This window comes from Mesobacillus foraminis, assembly GCF_004340465.1.
Taxonomy (GTDB): Bacteria; Bacillota; Bacilli; order Bacillales; family Cytobacillaceae; genus Mesobacillus_B; species Mesobacillus_B foraminis.
This window is the reverse complement of the sequence record NZ_SLVV01000001.1, coordinates 219226-237144: the sequence shown is the minus strand read 5'-3', so window position 1 is coordinate 237144 and position 17919 is coordinate 219226. Positions and strand designations below refer to the sequence as shown.

15 protein-coding genes are annotated in these 17919 nt (G+C 43.7%); 14 read left to right on the top strand and 1 reads right to left on the bottom strand.

All coding sequences use genetic code 11. The features are described 5' to 3' along the window. Positions 1 to 348 precede the first annotated feature (348 nt). Both moaA and cls read left to right on the top strand, forming a co-directional pair. The gene (gene moaA / locus EV146_RS01120; RefSeq protein ID WP_132000933.1) at positions 349 to 1365 is read left to right on the top strand and encodes a GTP 3',8-cyclase MoaA; all 1017 of its coding nucleotides are present in this window, start codon (positions 349 to 351) and stop codon (positions 1363 to 1365) included. A gap of 308 nt (positions 1366 to 1673) precedes the next feature. After that, the gene (gene cls / locus EV146_RS01115; RefSeq protein WP_132000931.1) at positions 1674 to 3191 is read left to right on the top strand and encodes a cardiolipin synthase; all 1518 of its coding nucleotides are present in this window, start codon (positions 1674 to 1676) and stop codon (positions 3189 to 3191) included. Positions 3192 to 3251: 60 nt separating this feature from the next. On the opposite strand, the gene ric is transcribed toward cls, so the two are convergent. Beyond that, a complete protein-coding gene (ric, locus tag EV146_RS01110) occupies positions 3252 to 3962 on the bottom strand; it encodes an iron-sulfur cluster repair di-iron protein (protein WP_132000929.1) in 711 nt (236 codons plus the stop codon). Between the two features lie 209 nt (positions 3963 to 4171). Here ric and EV146_RS01105 point away from each other — a divergent pair, with 209 nt between their 5' ends. From EV146_RS01105 to EV146_RS01050, 12 genes are all read left to right on the top strand, one after another. Then, positions 4172 to 5437, top strand: coding sequence for a molybdopterin molybdotransferase MoeA (locus EV146_RS01105; protein ID WP_132000927.1), 1266 nt, complete (start codon positions 4172 to 4174; stop codon positions 5435 to 5437). A gap of 5 nt (positions 5438 to 5442) precedes the next feature. Next, positions 5443 to 5961: a molybdopterin-guanine dinucleotide biosynthesis protein B gene (gene mobB, locus EV146_RS01100; RefSeq protein ID WP_241993772.1), complete on the top strand. Its 519-nt coding sequence runs from the start codon at positions 5443 to 5445 to the stop codon at positions 5959 to 5961. A 148-nt stretch (positions 5962 to 6109) separates the two neighbouring features. Further along, a complete protein-coding gene (locus EV146_RS01095; protein WP_132000923.1) occupies positions 6110 to 6514 on the top strand; it encodes a respiratory nitrate reductase subunit gamma in 405 nt (134 codons plus the stop codon). A 106-nt stretch (positions 6515 to 6620) separates the two neighbouring features. Beyond that, positions 6621 to 7337 (top strand): YwiC-like family protein, encoded by a 717-nt coding sequence (locus EV146_RS01090; RefSeq protein WP_132000921.1) that lies wholly within the window; start codon positions 6621 to 6623, stop codon positions 7335 to 7337. Between the two features lie 624 nt (positions 7338 to 7961). Next, on the top strand, positions 7962 to 8996 hold the full coding sequence (gene argC, locus EV146_RS01085; RefSeq protein ID WP_132000919.1) for an N-acetyl-gamma-glutamyl-phosphate reductase: 1035 nt from the start codon (positions 7962 to 7964) through the stop codon (positions 8994 to 8996). 10 nt (positions 8997 to 9006) lie between these two features. Continuing rightward, positions 9007 to 10248 carry a bifunctional ornithine acetyltransferase/N-acetylglutamate synthase gene (argJ, locus tag EV146_RS01080; RefSeq protein ID WP_132000917.1) on the top strand — a complete coding sequence of 414 codons (1242 nt, stop codon included), beginning with the start codon at positions 9007 to 9009 and terminating at the stop codon, positions 10246 to 10248. Between the two features lie 11 nt (positions 10249 to 10259). Beyond that, entirely contained in the window at positions 10260 to 11036 is a 777-nt protein-coding gene (gene argB, locus EV146_RS01075; protein ID WP_132000915.1) for an acetylglutamate kinase, read from the top strand. Beyond that, a complete protein-coding gene (locus EV146_RS01070) occupies positions 11037 to 12194 on the top strand; it encodes an acetylornithine transaminase (RefSeq protein ID WP_132000913.1) in 1158 nt (385 codons plus the stop codon). Positions 12195 to 12264: 70 nt separating this feature from the next. Continuing rightward, a complete protein-coding gene (locus tag EV146_RS01065) occupies positions 12265 to 13344 on the top strand; it encodes a carbamoyl phosphate synthase small subunit (protein WP_132000911.1) in 1080 nt (359 codons plus the stop codon). Then, positions 13337 to 16450 carry a carbamoyl phosphate synthase large subunit gene (locus EV146_RS01060; protein WP_132000909.1) on the top strand — a complete coding sequence of 1038 codons (3114 nt, stop codon included), beginning with the start codon at positions 13337 to 13339 and terminating at the stop codon, positions 16448 to 16450. The genes EV146_RS01065 and EV146_RS01060 overlap by 8 nt, the downstream gene beginning before the upstream one ends. Next, entirely contained in the window at positions 16447 to 17394 is a 948-nt protein-coding gene (gene argF / locus EV146_RS01055) for an ornithine carbamoyltransferase (RefSeq protein WP_132000907.1), read from the top strand. Before EV146_RS01060 ends, argF begins: the two co-directional genes overlap by 4 nt. 246 nt (positions 17395 to 17640) lie before the next feature. After that, positions 17641 to 17820, top strand: coding sequence for a YjzC family protein (locus tag EV146_RS01050; protein ID WP_121609600.1), 180 nt, complete (start codon positions 17641 to 17643; stop codon positions 17818 to 17820). Positions 17821 to 17919: the final 99 nt, after the last annotated feature.

The following is a 17919-nucleotide window of genomic DNA, read 5'->3' as shown; positions in this document are numbered from 1 at the left end:
CTTTTGCCGAGTATGGTTTTCTGCCCCAATAATAACATTTGCGTAGTAGAAATAATGAGTTCAATCCAACTTGTTGAAATATTGTCATGATTTTCAGTGAAGATGTTCACAGTTTTGTAAAATTAATATACACTTTTCCATCCTTTTTAGACGATGATTCCTAAAATATAAGAATTTGAACATTTCAAGGTATTTATACTATGAACGTAGTTTTTAAGGGGCGATGTATAGTATGATAAAAAGAAAAAGTAATTTCCTGTACAAGTAAAAGCTTAATTTTAGTGATAATAGTTTCTTAAACCACTGCTTTGTCGACGGGCAAACTTCTATTAAACGGAGTTGACGAATATGGATAAAACATTGATCAAAGATAAGCTGAACAGGCCGCTGCGTGACTTGCGCATCTCTGTTATTGACCGCTGTAATTTTCGCTGTACGTATTGTATGCCTGCTGAAATTTTTGGTCCTGATTTTGCATTTTTGCCCAAGAATGAACTACTTTCCTATGAGGAGATTGAGCGGCTGGCAAAGATCTTTGTTGAACTTGGGGTGGAGAAAATCAGACTGACCGGGGGAGAACCTCTCCTAAGGAAGGATCTTCCGATTCTGGTTGAAAAGCTTTCAGCCATTGAAGAACTGTCTGATATCGCTCTAACGACTAATGGAGTGCTGCTTCCAAAGCTTGCTGTCCAACTGAAAGCAGCTGGATTAAAACGGGTCAATATCAGCCTTGATACGTTGAATGATGAACTATTTGGCCAGATAAACGGAAGAAATGTCAGTACGAAGCCGGTTCTGGCAGGCATTCAAGCGGCCAAGGAGGCCGGCCTGGGCGTAAAAATCAATATGGTTGTGAAGAAAGGCCTGAATGACTCTGACATACTTCCAATGGCAGAGTTTTGCAAAAAGGAAGGCCTGGAACTCCGGTATATCGAATTTATGGATGTGGGGAGCACAAATGGCTGGAAGATGGACGATGTAATCACGAAGCAGCAAATGTATGAGCTAATCAATGAACATTATGAACTTGAACATACGGGTGCCGCGTATTTCGGAGAGGTGGCGAAGAGATATAGATACAAAGGGACAAACGTCCATGTAGGGTTTATATCTTCCGTATCAGAATCTTTCTGTTCCAGCTGTACACGATCAAGGCTGTCTGCCAATGGCCAGCTGTTTACTTGCCTTTTCAACGGAAACGGCCACGATATTCGCGATTATATGCGGACCGGAGTAACCGATGAGGACCTCAAGAACAGGATCACCGACATCTGGAATGCAAGGAATGACCGGTACTCAGACGAAAGAACACAGGAAACCATCGCCAACCGCAAAAAAGTCGAAATGTCTTATATAGGCGGATAAACCTTAACGTCCAAAGACTCCTTCATGGGGTCTTTTTTAGGTTCCGAAGCGAATAAAAGTGCCTGACCCTCTTTGGTGGTTTAATGCTTTAGTAGAAAAAAGGTGTGTGACCCTCTTTGGTGGTTTAATGCTTTAGTAGAAAAAAGGTGTGTGACCCTCTTTGGTGGTTTATTGCTTTAATAGAACAGAAGGTGCCTGACCCGCTTTACTTTGGTAAAGTGCAGGTTCACTATGTTTCTTTTGGGAAGGGAAATGGGTATGTTAATGGTAGTGTTTATCATTGCTGCCTAGTGGTTTGGAGATGTTTTATGATAAAGAGAAGAATTGAGTTTGTTTTTGTTATTATTTTAATCTGGTGCTTATATTTGCTTTTATTTACTGATTATGGCTTCATGTGGAAGCTTTTTTTTGGTGGTCTCTACTGTGCAATCATTCTTGCCAGTGTATTTTCCCTGATTCTGGAGAATCGGTCTCCTAATCAAACTCTCTTATGGATGTATGTCCTTATTTTCCTTCCTGTCCTGGGCTACTTTTTTTACTTGTATTCCGGACAGCTGTATTTAAAGGGCTACTTGTTTAAAACGAAAAGAAGAATGGCCAGGGACGAGTGGGAACGCTTGATGCGGAAAGAGAAAACGCCGGATCTTTCTTTTTTGCAGGATAACCAGCAATCGTTCGCAAGGTTTGCCAATAATGTCGCATTGACTCCGATCAGCACTGGTTCACGTGCAACCATCCTTAAAAATGGATCTGAGACCTTTCATCAAATTAAAACAAAATTAAGAGAGGCAAAAGAATTCATACACATAGAGTATTATATTTTCAGATCCGACAGACTTGGGAAAGAGCTGATTGATATCCTCATTGAAAAAGCCAATGAAGGAATTGAAGTTCTCTTTATCTTTGATGCGGCCGGAAGCAGGAGTCTTTGCCCGAGAGACATTAAAGCTATGTTAAAAGCCGGCATTAAAATCCGTCCCTTTTCCCCATTGAAGTATGGATTCTTTAATCAAAAATTCAATTTCCGCAACCATCGGAAGATAATCGTCATTGATGGCGAAATTGGCTTCGTCGGGGGATTGAATGTAGGCGTGGAATACCTTGGGGAGGACGAAGCTATTGGCTATTGGCGGGATACCCATATGGTTCTTGCTGGTGAAGCGGTCTATTCCCTTCACAATGTTTTCCTGCTTGACTGGGAGTATGTCAGCGGCGAAAAGGTCATCGAAAAACACAGGGCGGATAAATCGAGATCAAGGCTGGAAGATGATGTAATCGATGGGGCCATCCAGGTGGTAGCAAGCGGGCCTGATACACAGCAGGGAATCATGAGTGATTTTTACTATGCACTGATGACCTGTGCTGAAAAATCAATCTGGATCGCAACGCCATACTTTGTACCAGATGAAGCCATCAGGACTGCATTAAGGGTGGCAGCCGCCAAAGGAATTGAAGTCCGGGTTATGGTGCCTGAGATAAATGATAGTTTCCTTACCCAGTATGCCAGCAGATCCTATTTTGCCGAGCTGTTAAGATACGGTGTGGAAATTTATTCATATAAAAAAGGATTCCTACATCAAAAGGTCATCATTGTGGATGGGAACTTAGCCTCCATTGGAACAGCAAACATGGATATGCGCAGCTTTCACTTGAATTTTGAGGTAAATGTATTTCTTTTTGGCAGCAGCTCCATTCGTGACCTCGTAGGACAGTATGAGGAGGATATCGAGCACAGTGAAAAGATAGGGGCGATACAGCATTATAAAAGAGGAATTATTGAGAGAGCGAAAGAATCATTTGCCCGCCTGTTTTCAGGGGTGCTTTAATGCCTGTAAAAAGAAAAAGCTCCGGAAATTCCGGAGCTTGAATTGTGTGCAGCTGTCCGATCAGACTGTAATGTCTGCGAAATATCGGGGGAACAAAATATTGTTTTCCAAATGCACATGCATGAAAGTATGTGCTTCAAGCATCTCCAGTCGCTTGTAAACAAGCCTGTACGCACCGCATGCATCCATTGGAGGAGTAAAGTCAGAAGTGACATCGCGCAGTTCCTTGAGAATGGAGCCTGCATGGTCATGTTCTTTTTCAAGCTCTTGGATTCTCATAAGGATTGTCTCCCGGTTTTCGGCTGCAGGGTCATCGAGGGACAGAAGTGCGGGAAACACTTCAGCTTCCTCTTTAGCCGTATGTTCTAGCAGTTCCTTTTTCAACTCGTAAAATAAATCGTGCATCCTCACCAGTTCGGGGTGATTTTCACCATGTACTCTGGCAACCTTTGTTACATAAGGGCTTAACAGGGCCAGCTCTTCCTCAAGGGTCCGGTGGTATTGCACCTGGATATGATCAACCAGTGCAGCTGATGGAGTTTCGGTCCAGAATTCCATGTCTTCTGCCGAATTCACATTGCGTGAATAAAGGTCTTCAAGCTCTGCCATAAGAGACTCAAGGCTGACAGCTTTTTCAGCTGCTGCATCTGCCAGAGGGATACTGCCCCCGCAGCAGAAATCAATTCGGTTCTTTTTAAATAGATCACTTGATTTTGGGAATATATTTACAATGTCTCTGACCAGTGTTTGTTCATTAAATGGAAGTTTCATTCGTAGTTCCTCCTTATGGTGAATGGCTGTTTATAGATTCATCATAAAGGAAATGGTTTTACTATTAGGTGATATGAATCACACTTAAAAAACTTCTGCTGAAAAGTCTTGTTATAATATGTGACATTTTGCATGTATTGGAATTCCAATACCCTTTATAATGGAGAAATGGAAAGAAACAACATGAACGGAATATAGGAGCTGAGTAGATGGTAGAGAGAAGAACCCCCATACAGATTGGTGAGGCAGTTAAAAAGGTGATGGAGTATAAGCTGGAAGGATCCACGGAGTTTGTTTCAATTAATGACAGCTATGGCCGGTTCCTTTCAGATGACTTAAAGGCGACAAGTGATGTGCCGCACTTTGACAGGGCGCCGTACGATGGATATGCCGTCCGTTCGGAAGATACAAGAGGAGCGGCTCAGACCTCCCCTGTAAAATTTGAGGTGATTGACCATATTGGTGCAGGGATGGTATCAGACAAAACGATAGGGCCATTCCAGGCCGTCAGAATTATGACCGGTGCCCAAATGCCTGAAGGCTCGGATGCAGTGGTCATGCTGGAATTGACAAAAGAGGCTGAAGAAGCTGACGGAAAATTTATGTTCGTGAAGAGAGTCCATCAAAAAGGAGAAAATATCTCTTTCCGCGGGGAAGATGCAAAAGAGGGAGAGGTTCTTGTAAAAAAAGGGACCTTTATTAATCCGGGAATACAGGCTATGCTGGCAACATTCGGCTATGCAACAGTGCCCGTAGCCAGAAAGCCGATTGTTGGCCTCTATGCTACCGGAACAGAACTGCTTGAGGTAGGAGATCCTCTAGAACCCGGTAAGATCCGGAACAGCAATTCCTATATGATTTCAGCCCAGGTCCAGAGAGCAGGGGCGGAGGTACGCTATTTCGGCCAGCTTCCGGACGATTTTGAAACCTGCTACGAAGCAGTTCGAGCTGCAATCGGAGGTGTCGATATTTTTATCACAACAGGCGGAGTTTCAGTCGGAGATTTCGATTATCTGCCTCAAATTTATGAAAAGCTGGGGGCTGAAGTGCTATTTAATAAAGTAGCCGTCCGACCGGGAAGCGTAACAACAGTTGCGCAGCTTCATGGCAAGCTTTTGTTCGGCCTGTCCGGAAATCCTTCTGCGTGCTATGTTGGGTTTGAACTCTTTGCAAGGCCAATCATCCGTACGATGCTGTGTTCGGACAAACCGCATCTACGAAAAGAGCGGGCCCGACTGGAGGCTGATTTCCCCAAAGCGAATCCTTTTACCAGGTTTGTAAGGAGTGCTCTGACTATTCAAGATGGAAAACTGATTGTTACCCCCAGCGGCCTGGATAAATCAAATATTATCATGAGCCTTGCCGGAGCCAACTCGCTAATGATCCTTCCGGGAGGAACAAGAGGGTTTGAACGCGGGATGAAAGTTGAAGTCCTTATGCTCGAAGATCAGACAGGCAGTGACTGGCCTTGGTAAAACCAGTGATTTTTCAGATTGTCGGGTATCAGAACAGCGGAAAAACAACCATCATGTCTGAAGTCATCCAAATTCTTGCATCCGGAGGCTATAAGGTTGTTACCATTAAACATCATGGCCATGGCGGCAAGCCGGATATTCCTGAACACAAAGATTCTGGCCGGCATGTAAAAGCTGGTGCTTTTGCTTCTCTCATTGAGGGTGACGGCAGAGTCATTGTCCAGGCCGAAAAGCAAAACTGGAAGCTGGAAGAACAAATCCAGCTGATTTCCCAATTAAATCCCGACGTCATTTTGATTGAGGGGCACAAGAACATGGACTTTCCAAAAGCGATTCTTATCAGAGCAGAAAAGGACCTGGAGCTTCTGAAAGTGTTAACGAACAGGGAAGTGGTATTTTGCATGGATGCCGGAATAGCTGCAGGCCTTGCAAACATGGAATGCCCGGTTTTCCATAAGGCGGATCAGGCGGCTGCCTGGATTGCAGACTATGTAATGGCCGAAATCGGTAGCATGTCGCCGTAACGGGGCTTAATACCTCTGTGTTCATAAATCTTTTAAAAAAAGTTCGCAAAATCTTCATATGCTGCGACTTTTCTCACTGTGACAGGCAAGTTCTCACGCTACAATGTTTATGAATAGTCTTTGAACAATGTCACAGAGGTGAAAAGGAATGGAAATTTATCAATTATTACTATGGATTGTATTTCCCTACTCAGTTGCAGCAGTTGTCGGCATGGGGCTGATTTGGCAGCTGGATGCACCAGGAGGGAATAACGATAATTCCAAATCCCAATACGTAATAAAAGCCGTATTGAGGACAATGCTTATACTTAGTGCGCTGTCAGGATTCTGGATGATGCATTTTTCGGATGACTCCCACCACCTTCTTCTTTGGGTAGCAAGCCTGATTCAGTTTAAGCCTGATCTAAATCTGATTACAAACAGTTCAATTATTTTGCGGGCACACTTCATTATCGTTTTTTTATTTTTACTGCTTCTCGCCTTTACAAATAAAGTAACATATATATATAAACCTCACTTGTATATAAAAAGCTTAATGGCAAAAAGTGACTAGGGCTGCAGCCAGGCTCTTTCCTGAACGATATATTACTTAACATGTGATTTCCTTCACTTACCTTAACGCTGCATGGCGTTATAGTAAAGAGAAGGGAGTGATTGAAATGAAGTTATTATTGCCTAAGCAGCACGGCGCCTGGGCCATGTTAATAATCCCGTTTTGGCTGGGCGCGGCTGCAACCGGGATTGTATGGCAGCATATACCATTGTTTATTGGCTGGGTGCTGCTCTATCTAGCTACCTATCCATTGCTGCTTCTATTTAAAAAGAAAAAGACCTCCTTTTACTCTAAATGGACGATTATCTATATGGGAACAGCTATTTTGCTGTTTACAGTTCCTTTATCTGCTGCCCCATCAATTTTTTATTTTGGCTTATCAATGATTCCTTTCTTTTGCATCAATGCCTACTATTCAAGCAGGAATAACGAAAGAGCAATCCTGAACGATCTCTCAGCCATTATTGTCTTTTCCCTGGCAGGGCTGGCAAGCAGCTATCTTTCTGTCGAGTCCATCAGGCCGGAAGGAGTTTTTGTCTTTTTAATCTCGCTATTATTCTTTGCAGGCAGTACCCTGTATGTTAAATCCATGATTCGGGAGAAGAATAACGCTCATTTTAAAATCATTTCCTGGAGTTACCATATATCCATCCCGCTATTATGGATTGTCGCCGGACACTGGATGATGATGATTGCATTCCTGCCAAGCTTATTCAGGGCTCTCTACTTTTATGGAAAATCACTTGGCATCATGAAACTTGGAATATATGAGATAGTTAATGCGGTCTGTTTCTTTCTAATTTCGCTAGTTGTCATCTTATAAGAAATTATTGAAACGGGCAGCTAAGGCCGTTTTAGTTTGTAGACAAAAGAGGTTCGGAATGCTTTCCATTCCAAAGCATAACATCACCTCAAACGTTATATTTTAAAATACTTGGTTATGCGTTTACATTAACTTTGTAAATCCTGTTGATTGTAGCGGTAGCGGAGCGCTTGGAACGGAAATCAACATCCTTCATACTAGATGCAAAAAAGACAGCAGGCAATCTCGCTTTTTAGTCAAAATTGTCTACAGTCCGAAAACGGCCAGCTAAGGCCGTTTTTTTTATGCATTTTTAGCTATATGGAGCTAGCACAGGCTGAACAACAAAGATACAGCTGGTTTATCCTTCTATAAAGAAGGGTATTGGTGGGTTGTGGAAATTAATGGACATAAAGTGATTCATTTACATATTCAAGTTTGGAGGTACTGCTGGCTGAGTACATAAAAATAAAATGCCGCTATGATTTACAAGGCATAAATGCTGAAAAGAAAAAAAATTAGTGTGAATTGTTCAAAATCAGTTGCGTTTCAGAAAATGAGTTCTTATAATAAAAAGAACATAAAACTAATAAATATAAATCTAAATGATTATTTATACAATCAATCATTGGAAGGAGGAACAGGATGAAGGTTGCAGTAATTGGTACAACAGGATACGGTGGGGGCGAGTTGATAAGGATTTTACACAACCATCCTGTTTTTAACATCCATTCCATTCATTCTTCAAGGGATGAAATGCCGATCACTGATGAATTTCCACATCTGGGCAATATATTTGAAGATTCATTGAAAAAAATTGATACTGATGCCATCGCTGAAGAAGCAGATCTGGTTTTCCTCGCTACCCCATCGGGCGTATCCGGCAAACTTGCCGAGGAGTTTAGCGTGAAAGACATACAGGTAGTCGACCTTTCTGGAGACCTGAGGCTTACAAATCCGGACGACTATCAAAACTGGTATAAACATACTCCTGTTAAATCAGAAACATTATCACAAGCAGTATACGGACTGAGCGAATGGAACCGGGAAGAAATCAAGCAGGCCAAAGTGATTGCAAACCCAGGCTGTTATCCGACAGCAACTTTACTGGGACTTGGTCCTGTTGCGGCAGAAGGCTTCCTCGATCCTGCAAATATTATTATCGACGCCAAGTCGGGTGTTTCGGGGGCTGGTAAATCCCTTTCAAGAACCACTGCTTTTTCGGAAATGAATGATAATTTTAAAATATATAAAGTGAACGAACATCAGCATATACCCGAGATTGAACAACAGCTCTTTAAATGGGATGGCGGACTTTCACCTGTTACCTTTAGCACCCACTTGCTTCCAATTACCCGAGGAATCATGGCTACGATCTATGTAAAACTGAAAAAAGAGGCAAGGACTAGCGAGGTTATTGAGCTGTACAGGGAGACTTACAAGAATCACCCATTTGTAAGGGTCCGTAAAGAGGGCCAATTTCCTGGAGTCAAGGAAGTATGCGGCTCTAATTACTGTGATATTGGAGTTCACGCCGACCAAAGGACAGGAAGGCTTACGATTGTATCAGTGATTGATAATTTAATGAAAGGTGCTGCCGGCCAGGCGGTACAAAATGCTAATTTAATGAACGGAATTAATGAAAAGGCAGGACTGGACTTTATACCGATGTATCCATAAGGAGGACCACATGAAGCAGGCATTATCAGTATCTAATAAAGAGATTGTAAGTTTAGTAGAAAACGGGGGAGTTTTAAGCCCGAAAGGATATAAGGCAGGTGCTGTTCATGCAGGGCTCAGATACAATCGGCTTGATATCGGAGTGCTTATAAGTGAAACCCCTGCGAGCTGTGCCGCAGTGTATACAACAAGCCATTTCCAGGCGGCTCCTTTAAAAGTAACACAGGAAAGCATTGCGAATGAAGGGAAGATCCAGGCAGTCATTGTGAACAGTGCCTGCGCCAATGCCTGTACGGGAGAGCAAGGTCTGAAGGATGCCTATAAGATGCGCACATTGACATCAGAAAAGTTCAATGTCAGTGAGGATTATATAGCTGTTGCTTCAACCGGCGTAATTGGTGAATACCTGCCAATGGATAAAATAGAATCGGGTATCAATTCCCTGGAACCAGGAAAAGGCGGAGAAAATGCCGAAGATTTCCAGAAGGCAATCCTGACTACCGATACGGTGATGAAAAGCAGCTGCTACCAGGCAGAGATCGGCGGAAAAAGCGTGCATGTTGGAGGGGCAGCCAAGGGTTCGGGAATGATCCATCCTAATATGGCTACGATGCTTGGGTTTCTGACGACAGATGCCGCCATTTCCCCCGAACATCTCAGCGCCGCTTTGAAGGAAGTAACGGATATAACCTTTAACCAGATAACAGTTGACGGTGATACTTCGACGAATGACATGGTGATTGTAATGGCGAATGGGCAGGCCGGTAACAAGCCTCTTACTCCAGATCATTCTGATTGGCCGGTTTTTGTTAAGCTGCTTAAGGAAAATTGCGAGAGTCTTGCAAAGCAGATTGCCAGGGATGGTGAAGGGGCTACAAAACTAATCGAGGTTGCTGTTAAGGGAGCTGTTTCAAACGATGAGGCCAGAACCATCGCAAAGCAGATAGTTGGATCAAACCTTGTTAAAACAGCAGTTTATGGTGCAGATGCAAACTGGGGACGTATCATTGGAGCTGTTGGCCAGGCAAATGCATCAGTTAACCCTGAAACGGTCGATATTGAGCTTGGCCCAATCGTCATGCTGAAAGGGAGCAATCCGGTTGCCTTCTCAGAAGAAGAAGCCAAGGCTTATCTAGAAAAAGATACAATTCATATCATGGTCGATTTAAACATGGGTGATGGAAGCGGAACTGCCTGGGGCTGTGACCTTTCCTATGATTATGTCAAAATCAATGCAAGCTATCGGACATAGGGGGTGCTTCCATGAAAACAATCGTTTTAAAATGTGGCGGAAGTGTCCTGGATGAACTATCACCTGCCTTTTTTGATGGTCTGCGGTCCCTGCTGGAAGATGGCTATATTCCAGTCCTGGTCCATGGCGGGGGTCCAGCTATCAATTCTATGCTGAGCTTATATCAAATTCCTTCAAAGTTCCAAAATGGCTTAAGGGTCACTTGTGAAAAGACCATGGAAGTCGTGGAAATGGTACTGTCAGGCCAAACAAACCGACAGCTGGTAAGGCTGCTTGAACACCATGACCTGATTGCAGTCGGATTAAACGGCAGTGACGGGAAATGTCTGCAGGCGGAATACATCAATAAAGAGGAGCTTGGATTTGTAGGCCAGATTACTGCTGTAAACAAAAAGATGATTGAGAAGCTTCTTGTAGACCGGATCATCCCTGTCATTACACCAATTGCAGCATCAATGGAAGAAACAGGGGCAAGAATGAATGTCAATGCGGACTATGCTGCTGCTGCTGTCGCGAAAGCCTTGAATGCTGAACGCTGTTTATTCGTTACGAATGTCGATGGAATATTAGTTGAAGGTCAATTGGTTGAGGAAGCAACCGAGAGTGACATTCAATCATTTATTGCAGATGGACATATTTACGGCGGGATGATTCCTAAAGTGGAATCTGCACTGTCTGTCCTGGGGAACGGGATCGAGAAAGTCATGATTGTTTCAGGCAAAAAGGCTTTTTATCAATCAGGGATTTGGACTGGAACGGCCATAACAAGTAAAGAGAGGGTCTTCTAAATGAATTATTTATTTCCTACCTATCAGCGCTGGGAGGTAGAGCCTGTCAGCGCAAAAGGTGCCTATATAACTGGAACGGATGGAAAGGAATATCTCGATTTTACTTCGGGAATCGGGGTCTGCAATTTAGGGCATTGCCCAAGTCAGGTGGAAGAAGCAGTCATCAGCCAGATGAAGAAATTCTGGCATGTTTCCAATCTTTTTCCTCAAGGCATCCAGCAGCGGGCGGCGAAATTGCTGGCCGAAGCAGCAGGCCTGGATTTAGTGTTTTTTGCAAACAGCGGAGCTGAAGCTAATGAAGCGGCCCTGAAGCTTGCCAGGAAAGCTACAGGAAGGCCTAAAATCATTTCCTTTACAAAATCCTTTCATGGGCGGACTTTTGGTTCTATGGCAGCAACAGGGCAGGATAAGATCAAAAAAGGATTTGGACAGATGCTTGAAACGTTCATTCATCTTCCGTTCAATGACTCCAAGGCCCTTCTGAATGAAATCGGAGACGATACAGCAGCTGTCATTCTAGAGGTCATTCAAGGGGAAGGCGGGATTAATATTGCCGAGCCTGAATTCCTGGAAACTGTGCAAAAAGCCTGTCAAGAAAAAGGAGCCTTGCTGATTATAGATGAAATACAGACAGGGGCAGGGAGAACAGGAAAGCCTTTTGCCTTCCAGCATTTTAATCTTCAGCCAGACATCATTACGGTGGCGAAAGGAATTGGGAATGGATTTCCAATAGGTGCCGTCATTGGGAAAGCAGAGCTGGGCGAAGCTTTCGGGCCAGGAAGCCATGGATCGACATTTGGCGGTAATCCAATCGCTGTCGCGGCTGCCGAAGCAACCATGGAGACAATTTTTAATGACGCCTTTTTACAAGAAGTATCCGCGCTGGGTGAATATCTAACTGCTCAAGCAGAAAAGACACTGGGGGCGCTTGAAACCGTTGTTGAAATAAGAGGCCTGGGCCTGATGATCGGGATTGAGGTAGACGGCAATGTCCCAGATATCCTTTCTGATCTTCGTTCCAACGGATTTATTGCCTTGCCAGCCGGGGAAAGTGTTATACGTTTGCTTCCGCCATTAAATATAAAACAGTCCGAGATTGACCAGGCTCTGGCATTTCTCGCTGACTCATTAAAAAAATTGACCCGTACAGCTATTTAGCTGTATCTTTTTCACCAAAAATGAATAAATATTGATTAGAGTATATAAATATTCAAGTGTGAGGTGTGCAATGGACGGATATTTACATCTTGCTGATGGCGAGTCCTACAAAGGAATTTGGTCAGGACCGGCACCTGAGGCCAATGTTAAGGGAGAAATAGTCTTTTTTACAGGAATGACGGGGTACCAGGAAGTATTGACGGACCCTTCATATAGAGATCAAATTGTAGTATTTACCTATCCCCTGATAGGGAACTACGGAATTAATAAGGAAGACGCAGAAAGCATCCAGCCACAGCCTGCGGCAGTCATTGTTTATGAAGCAGAGACTGATTGTTTTCACTATGAATCCGAGATGAGCATGAGTGAATACCTGAAGAAATGGAATATCCCTGTGCTGTCCCATATTGATACAAGGTCTGTCGTCAAAAGGATTCGCCAGCATGGCTCAATGCCAGCAGCACTGGCTAAGGATGCAAGTTTTGACGGGGCCTTTGATTTAAGCGAAGGATTAAAAGTGAGCAAGGTGTCCACGCAAAAAGAAATGGTTTATGGGAACGGCGAAAAGCATATTGTGCTGTTCGACTTCGGGTACAAGAAGTCCATCCTCGACAGTCTGCTTAAAAAGCAGTGCCAGGTTACCGTTGTGCCTTACGATAGTACATTTGAATCTATAAAGGCCCTTAATCCGGACGGTGTACTGCTGTCAAATGGACCTGGGGATCCAAAAGATTTGCATAAATATCTTCCTGAAATAAAAAAAGTGATTGAAAGCTACCCAACTTTAGGGATTTGTCTTGGACATCAGCTGGCAGCACTCGCTTTGGGCGGCAACACAAAGAAAATGTTATTTGGGCACAGAGGGGCCAATCAGCCTGTATGTGACCGTGAAACGGGTCAGGTGTTCATGTCTTCCCAGAACCATAGTTATGTTGTAGATGAAGAAAGCATCCAGCAAGCCGGACTGTCGGCAAGATTCATTAACTGCAATGATGGGTCTGTTGAAGGGCTTTCCCACCAGTTTTTGCCTCTGGTTACAGTGCAATTTCATCCTGAAGCCCATCCTGGGCCAGCGGACAGTGAATTTATTTTTGACGAATTTATCGAACTAGTGACGACAACGAAGCGGAGAGTTGTGAATTATGCCTAAAGATACAAGCATTAAATCTATCTTAGTTATTGGTTCTGGGCCGATTATCATCGGCCAGGCAGCCGAATTCGATTATGCAGGAACCCAAGCATGTATCGCGCTTAAAGAAGAAGGGTATCGAGTGATCCTGCTTAATAACAATCCGGCTACGGTGATGACAGACCCTGTATTTGCTGACGCTGTTTATTTTGAACCGATGACGGTCGAAAGTGTTGAAAAAATCATCATAAAGGAACAACCGGACGGGCTTCTTGCTACGCTTGGAGGCCAGGCGGGACTGAACCTGGCCTTTCAGCTGAGCGAGCAGGGAATAATCAACAAGTATGGCCTTAAAGTTCTCGGTACCTCCATAGCGTCAATTAAACAAGGAGAGGACAGAGATGCTTTCCGAAGCCTGATGCATGAACTTAATGAACCTGTACCCGAAAGTGAAGTCGTTCACAGTGTCGCGGAAGCAGTTAAGTTCGCTGATGAGACAGGGTTTCCGTTAATTGTCAGACCTGCCTATACACTTGGAGGAACCGGAGGAGGCATTGCGGATTCTAAAGAAGAGCTTGTCACCCTGGTAAGCGGAGGATTGAACGAGAGCCCGATTCATCAATGCTTAATTGAAAAGAGCATCGCCGGGTTTAAAGAAGTTGAATATGAAATGATGCGTGATTGCAATGGGACCTGTATCGCTATATGCAACATGGAAAACTTTGACCCTGTCGGAATTCACACAGGTGATTCCATTGTCGTTGCTCCGTCGCAGACATTAACAGACCGTGAGTATCAAATGCTCCGCTCTGCGGCAGTAAAAATTATCTCTGCCCTTGGGATTGTCGGCGGCTGCAATATCCAGTTTGCCCTGGATCCAGAGAGCAAGAATTATTACCTGATTGAAGTGAACCCTCGTGTCAGCAGGTCTTCAGCCCTTGCTTCAAAGGCCACAGGCTACCCGATTGCCAGAATGGCCGCGAAACTTGCTGTAGGGTATCTTCTATCTGAATTAAAAAATCCTGTAACGGGGAATACCTATGCCAGCTATGAACCAGCTCTTGACTATGTAGTCGTAAAAATCCCAAAATGGCCATTCGATAAATTCCCGGGCATTGAACGCCGGCTTGGCACACAAATGAAAGCAACGGGAGAGGCAATGGGGATTGACCGAAACTTTGAGCGCGCCTTATTGAAGGCGGTCCGTTCGCTGGATATGAATGTTTCAGATTTGAATCTGGCCCGACTGAAGGAAAAGACAATTGAGCAGCTTGATGAAATCCTTTCTGACCAGTCCGATGAGCGACTCTTTGTTATCATGGAATTACTCCGCAAAGGGGTAAAAAAGGAAGTCATCCACCAAAAGACGAAGGTTGATTTATTTTTCTTATCGAAATTAGAAAATCTTGTACAGCTTGAGAAAGAAATTGCATCTCTAACGGCTTCTGACGTGACAGCCCAAAAGCTATCCTTTTTGAAAGAGAAAGGGTTCAGTGATGAGTACCTTGGTAAAGCGTGGGGCATGAGTGAATCCGGGCTGAGAAGCTTAAGGAGCAAGCTCGGGGTTAAGCCAAGCTATAAAATGGTTGATACTTGTGCAGCTGAATTTGAATCAGGCTCTAACTATTTCTATTCTGCCTATTTTGGCGAAAATGAAGCCCCTAAAACAGAAAAACGCAAAATTTTAATTCTCGGCAGCGGGCCTATCCGCATTGGCCAGGGAATCGAGTTTGACTACTGTTCTGTGCATGGGGTGCTGGCACTTAAGGAAGAAAACATTGAAACAATTATGATTAATAATAATCCCGAGACAGTAAGTACAGACTTTGCACTATCAGACCGCTTATATTTTGAACCGCTGTGCCTGGAGGAAATCTTGAATGTAGTCGAAGCTGAAGGAATTGAGGAAGCCATTGTCCAGCTTGGCGGACAGACTGCCTTAAATTTGGCCAGCGCCCTTGAAGAGCATGGCATCAAGCTGCTCGGAACTAGCTCTGATATGATTGATACGTTTGAAGACAGGGATAAGTTTTATGAACTGCTCGACCGCCTTCAAATCCCTAGGGTCAAGGGGGTTACAGCTTGTGAGGAACAAGAGTTAATAAAAGCTGTCCAGACAATCGGCTATCCGGTCCTTATTCGTCCTTCCTATGTCATAGGAGGCCAGGATATGGTGGTCATACATGAAGATCATGGCCTGAAAAGCTATCTGGAAGGGCAAGTAATTCAGTATCCTGTCCTTGTTGACCAATTTTTGCCGGCGAATGAGGCGGAAATTGATCTCGCGGCTGACGGGGAATATATCATTGTCCCAGCAATAATGGAGCATATTGAAAAAACAGGTGTCCATTCAGGTGACAGCCTTTCGATGATTCCTGCACAGACTTTAAGTGAGGAAGTTAAAGGGAAAATCGTTGATTATGCATCGAGAATCGTTAAAGAAACTGGATATAAGGGCTTAATGAATATTCAGTATATCATTGAAGGAAACAATGTCTATATTCTTGAGGTAAACCCTCGTTCAAGCCGAACTATGCCGATTGTGAGTAAAGTCACCGGGACCTCTCTAGTTAATAAGGCGACAAAAATATTGCTCGGGAAATATAAAATGTCGAAAAATGAGCTGCCTGTACTAGATAATGAAAAAAGTGATTATGTATGTCTTAAGTATCCTGTGTTTTCAAACTTTGCTCTCAGAGGACTTGATTTGAAGACAGGTCCCCAAATGATGTCAACAGGCGAAGGTATCAGTGTTGGAGCAACGATCGAAGAGGCGCTGAAGAAGTATTTTTCTTCCATAGCTCCTAAGAAGGGAAACAGAGTTCTATTCAGCTCTTCAACCTCCCTGGACGTCCAGCTCATTAATAAAGCTGGCCTGAGCAATATTGATTTGGTACATTTTGATGGTTCCTTCCCAGAACCAGAAAAAATTGCGGGCGTATTTTGTAACGGGATTGGTCAAGATGATGTTGCTCTCCGCCAATGGGCCATTCGTCAGCGGAAGCTTGTTTTTTCAAATGAGGAAACCATTAAAGCGTTTCTAAGAGGAAATAGGGCAGAAGAATGGAATGTTAAACCAATGGGAGAATGGCTAACTCAAATAAAAAAAGGTGTGAGTGTAAAATGACGGCAGTTGAAAACGTATCATCTACATTAAAAGGCAAACATTTTTTGACCATTTCAGAATATACAAATGAAGAAATCGCTCTTTTGGTTGAAAATGCTTATAACCTTAAAACTAAAGGCGAAGGTGAAAAGCCATTAGCAGGAAAAATCCTAGGAATGATTTTTGAAAAAAACTCAACAAGGACCCGCGTTTCCTTTGAAGCTGGAATGCTTCAGCTTGGAGGCCAGGCAATCTACATGAACAGCACGGATTCCCAGCTTGGCCGCGGGGAGCCAATTTCAGACACAGCAAAGGTTCTTTCTCATTATGTAGATGCCATTATGATCCGTACTTTCTCTCATCAGAGAGTCGAGGAGCTGGCCGTTCATTCAGATGTGCCAGTAATTAATGGTCTCACGGATCTGGCCCACCCTTGCCAGGCACTTGCAGACGTATTGACACTTTTTGAACAAAAAGGAACGTTAAAAGGACTGAAGATGGCTTACGTAGGGGATGGCAATAATGTCGCCAATTCATTAATGGCGATCTGTGCCAAATTAGGAATTGATTTTGCCCTGGGTGCTCCAAAGGCCTATTGGCCTGACGAACAAGTCATTTTAAAATGCCAGGAAATTGCCGATCAAAATGGGACCCGGATCACAATAACGGAAAGTGCCGCTGAAGCTGTTAAAGATGCGGATGCAATCTATACTGATGTCTGGACCAGCATGGGGCAGGAAGCTGAAAACGAACAAAGGCTAAAGGACTTTCACGATTATCAGGTGAATGAAAAGCTTACGGCATTTGCAAAGCCAGATTACATCTTTATGCATTGTCTTCCAGCTCACAGAGGCGAGGAAGTGACAGCAGAAGTTATCGATGGTCCAAACTCGGTCGTGTTTGACCAGGCAGGGAACCGCCTGCATGCTCAAAAAGCTTTGTTGGTAGAACTCCTGAAAGATTAGCATGGGTGAAAACCCATGCCTCAGACTGTAGACAAACTCGATGAAAATCGGGCTTGTCTACAGTCTTTTTTTGGTTGGATTACACATGGGGTTGTTGATTTCCATTTCCGCGTGGGACAACCCTAAGGGGACTTAACTGTACAGGTGAAAACCCATGCTTTTTGCTTGGTGAAATTTGCCTTAATGGGCGATTTGCATGCGGGCATACTATGAAAGGGCAAATCATCGAAGCAAGGAGGCAGATGCATGGGCCAAAACCGTCAGTTTCGCGCAGGTCAGAAGGCTCCCAATAATGGTGTATACATTGAAATTGGGGAGACCGGCAGCAATGTAAATAACCCGCAAAAAATTAAACTGAGAGCCGGAGACTCTTTTCCTGAGAACTCCAATCACAACAGGCTTTGGACATATCAGAGAAAGCCATAAATAAACGGACAAATCAAAGCCATCCAATTGGGGTGGCTTTCTTTTTGGGTATAGAAAAGAGTATAATGAATTAAAAGGTCAGTATTGGTCAAAGGGGAT

Coding starts and splice junctions, on each gene's coding strand:
- EV146_RS01060 (WP_132000909.1), top strand. CDS start 13,337: ATGCCTAAAGATACAAGCATTAAATCTATCTTAGTTATTGGTTCTGGG.
- argF (WP_132000907.1), top strand. CDS start 16,447: ATGACGGCAGTTGAAAACGTATCATCTACATTAAAAGGCAAACATTTT.
- EV146_RS01070 (WP_132000913.1), top strand. CDS start 11,037: ATGAATTATTTATTTCCTACCTATCAGCGCTGGGAGGTAGAGCCTGTC.
- EV146_RS01090 (WP_132000921.1), top strand. CDS start 6,621: ATGAAGTTATTATTGCCTAAGCAGCACGGCGCCTGGGCCATGTTAATA.
- EV146_RS01050 (WP_121609600.1), top strand. CDS start 17,641: ATGGGCCAAAACCGTCAGTTTCGCGCAGGTCAGAAGGCTCCCAATAAT.
- argC (WP_132000919.1), top strand. CDS start 7,962: ATGAAGGTTGCAGTAATTGGTACAACAGGATACGGTGGGGGCGAGTTG.
- ric (WP_132000929.1), bottom strand. CDS start 3,962: ATGAAACTTCCATTTAATGAACAAACACTGGTCAGAGACATTGTAAAT.
- EV146_RS01105 (WP_132000927.1), top strand. CDS start 4,172: ATGGTAGAGAGAAGAACCCCCATACAGATTGGTGAGGCAGTTAAAAAG.
- EV146_RS01065 (WP_132000911.1), top strand. CDS start 12,265: ATGGACGGATATTTACATCTTGCTGATGGCGAGTCCTACAAAGGAATT.
- argJ (WP_132000917.1), top strand. CDS start 9,007: ATGAAGCAGGCATTATCAGTATCTAATAAAGAGATTGTAAGTTTAGTA.
- argB (WP_132000915.1), top strand. CDS start 10,260: ATGAAAACAATCGTTTTAAAATGTGGCGGAAGTGTCCTGGATGAACTA.
- moaA (WP_132000933.1), top strand. CDS start 349: ATGGATAAAACATTGATCAAAGATAAGCTGAACAGGCCGCTGCGTGAC.
- EV146_RS01095 (WP_132000923.1), top strand. CDS start 6,110: ATGGAAATTTATCAATTATTACTATGGATTGTATTTCCCTACTCAGTT.
- cls (WP_132000931.1), top strand. CDS start 1,674: ATGATAAAGAGAAGAATTGAGTTTGTTTTTGTTATTATTTTAATCTGG.